Raw genomic sequence first — 2,800 nt, forward strand, 5'->3', positions numbered from 1 at the left:
CGGGCGGCCTGATGCGGCACGGGGCGTCCCCGGATCGCGGCGCCGTGGCCGATGCCCTGCACCAGTCCGGGCTGTTGCTGGCGTTCTCCGTCCGCATCGGCGGTGCGACGGCGCGGGTGCTGGCCCGGCGCAGGCTCTCGCTGCGCGAACTGCTGGAACAGGCGTGGTTCCTGGCCTCCGTCACCACCGCCCCCGCCCTGCTGGTGACCGTCCCGCTCGGCGTGGTCATCGCGCTCAACGTCGGTGCGATGGCGGGGCAGCTGGGCGCCGAGGGGTACGGCGGCGCCGTCGTCGCCTTCGTGATCGTCGCGCAGGCCGCGCCGCTGATCTGCGCGCTGATGATCTCCGGTGTCGGGGGCGCGGCGATGTGCGCGGACCTCGGGGCCCGCACGATCCGGGAGGAGGTGGAGGCCCTGGAGGTCATGGGCATCTCCGCCGCCGAACGGTTCGTCGTCCCCCGCGTGGTCGCCGCGGTACTGGTGAGCACGGCGTTGGCGTGCCTGGTGATGGCCGTCGGGATCGGCGCCAGTCTCGGGTTCCAGGTGTTCGTGCTCGGCGAGGCGCCCGGGGCGTTCCTCGCCTCGCTCAGCGAGTTCTCCCGTGTGCGGGACTTCGTGGCCGCCGAGGTGAAGGCCGCCGTGTTCGGCGCGCTGGCCGCGCTGGTGTCCTGTTTCAAGGGACTGACCACGCGCGCCGGCCCGAGCGGGGTCGGCGACGCGGTGAACGAGGGCGTGGTGCTGGCGTTCATCCTGGTGTTCGTCGCCAACACGGTGCTCACCGAGGTGTTCGCCGTGGTCATCCCGGCGGGAGGGGCGTCGGGATGACCCACCGCGCGCAGATCGTGCTCCGCGGGACGCGGCCGGTGGTGGACGGACTCGCCGGTCTGGGCCGGCACGCGGGCCTCTCCGGACGGGTGGTGTGGCACGTACCGCACGCGCTGGCACGCCACCGGCGCCACGTCGTCCGGCTGATCGGCGAGATCAGCTTCGGATCCGCCTCGCTGCTGGCCGGCGGCGGCACCATCGGCGTCATCTTCGCGATGTCCGCGGTGGCCAGCACACAGATCGGGCTGGAGGGCTACCGGGGCCTCGAACTGCTCGGCCTGCAACCGATGACCGGGCTGATGTCCGCTCTGATCAACACCAGGGAGATCGCGCCCGTCGTCGCGAGCATCGCACTCGCGGCGAAGGTGGGCACCGGCTTCACCGCCCAACTCGGCGCGATGCGGATCTCCGACGAGATCGACGCGCTGGACGCCATGTCCGTGCCCTCGCTGCCGTTCCTCGTCAGCACCCGGATGGTGGCCGCGTTCGTGTCGGTGATCCCGCTGTACCTGGTGGGCCTGGTCGCCTCGTACGCCGCCACGAACCTGGCCGTCGTGGGGCTGCGCGGCCAGTCCCCCGGTACCTACGACTACTACTTCCACCTGCTGCTCAACCCGGCCGACGTCGGTTTCTCACTGGCCAAGGCGGTGGTGTTCGCCATGATGATCACACTCGTGCACTGCGCCCACGGCTACCACGCCACCGGCGGGCCCGAGGGCGTCGGACGCGCATCCGGCCGGGCGCTGCGGACGAGCATCGTCGCCGTCGCGGTCCTCGACGTACTGCTCACCATCGCCTTCTGGGGACTGCGCCCGACCCTGCCCGGGCTGGGGGCGTGACATGGCGGGACGACGCGGGGAACCCGGCCGGGCGGCAGCGGCGGTGCGCGGGCTCGCCGTCCTGCTGACGCTCGTGGTCGCGGCCGGAGTCGTACTCGCCGCCGGGGAGGGCGCGTTCGACGACACCACCGTGGTGACCACCACGCTGCCGTCGGCCGCGGGACCGGTGCGGGTGGAGACACCGGTGCAGTACCGGGGGGTTACCGTGGGCACCGTCGACGCGGTGTCCGCGGACGGTCCGGACGCGGCACGGGCCACGTTGCGGCTGGACCCCGGGCAGGCGGCGCGGGTCCCCGGCAACGTCCGCACCCGGCTGCTGCCGCGCACCGTGTTCGGCGACACCTACGTCGACCTCGCGGTCGCGGACGACGCCGAACCGCGTGGCCGCGTCGCCGAGGGTGCGCATCTGCCCACCGACCCGTCCCGGCGCACCGTGCGCCTGTACACCGTCTACACCCGGCTGCACGCGCTGCTCACCGAGCTGAACCCGGCCGAGCTGCAGGTGGCCCTGACCACGTTGGCCGACACGCTGCGGGGCCGGGGCGCCGAACTCGGCCGGATGATCGACGACGTGGACGCCCTCGTCGACGAGCTCCGCCCCTCGCTCGACTCGCTCGGCGCCGACCTGACCACCGTGGCCGAGCTCGGCACCGAACTCGCCGCGGCCACCCCGGATGCGCTGGCCACCCTGGACAACACCGTGGCGCTGTCGAACACCGTGGTCGCCGAACGGGAGGCGATCGGCGCGGTGCTGTCGGCCGGCACCGGGCTCGCCGCCGCGAGCCGGCGTTTCCTGGCCGACAACGGCGACCGGTTCATCGAGCTGACCCGGCTCACCGAACCCCTCACCGCCGCGGCGGCGCGCCACGACGGGGCGGTGTCCGACACGCTCGCGGGCGCGGACCACTTCCTGGACGGCGCCCGGCGCGCCTTCGCCGGCGGTGTCTTCTCCATCGAGGCCCCGCTGACCTTCGACCGGCCGCATCCGTACACCGCCGCCGACTGCCCCCGCTACCCCGGACAGGACGGTCCGAACTGCACCGGGAAGTCCGGGGACGGCGACGACACCGCCCGCGGCGACGCCGCCGGGTCCCCGGGCCCCGGCGGCGACCGGACGGTCCCGGGCGGGACGGTCGG

The 2,800-nt window shown here is 73.8% G+C and carries 3 protein-coding genes; all 3 read left to right on the plus strand.

Translation table 11 applies throughout. The annotated features are described in order from the left end of the window. Positions 1 to 824: ABC transporter permease (locus ACTIR_RS0100445; RefSeq protein ID WP_411431305.1), on the plus strand; the 824-nt coding region annotated here is incomplete at its 5' end. After that, positions 821 to 1,663 carry an MlaE family ABC transporter permease gene (locus ACTIR_RS0100450; RefSeq protein ID WP_034237564.1) on the plus strand — a complete coding sequence of 281 codons (843 nt, stop codon included), beginning with the start codon at positions 821 to 823 and terminating at the stop codon, positions 1,661 to 1,663. The genes ACTIR_RS0100445 and ACTIR_RS0100450, both read left to right, overlap by 4 nt. Position 1,664: 1 nt before the next feature. Further along, positions 1,665 to 2,800 (plus strand): MCE family protein (locus tag ACTIR_RS0100455; RefSeq protein WP_026452815.1); only part of this gene is annotated, 1,136 nt, incomplete at its 3' end.

This window comes from Saccharomonospora iraqiensis subsp. iraqiensis (assembly GCF_000430445.1).
GTDB classification, from domain to species: Bacteria; Actinomycetota; Actinomycetes; order Mycobacteriales; family Pseudonocardiaceae; genus Saccharomonospora; species Saccharomonospora iraqiensis.

Bases quoted from the DNA above. Each gene is read 5' to 3' on its own strand.
- ACTIR_RS0100450 (WP_034237564.1), top strand. From the start codon at position 821: ATGACCCACCGCGCGCAGATCGTGCTCCGCGGGACGCGGCCGGTGGTG.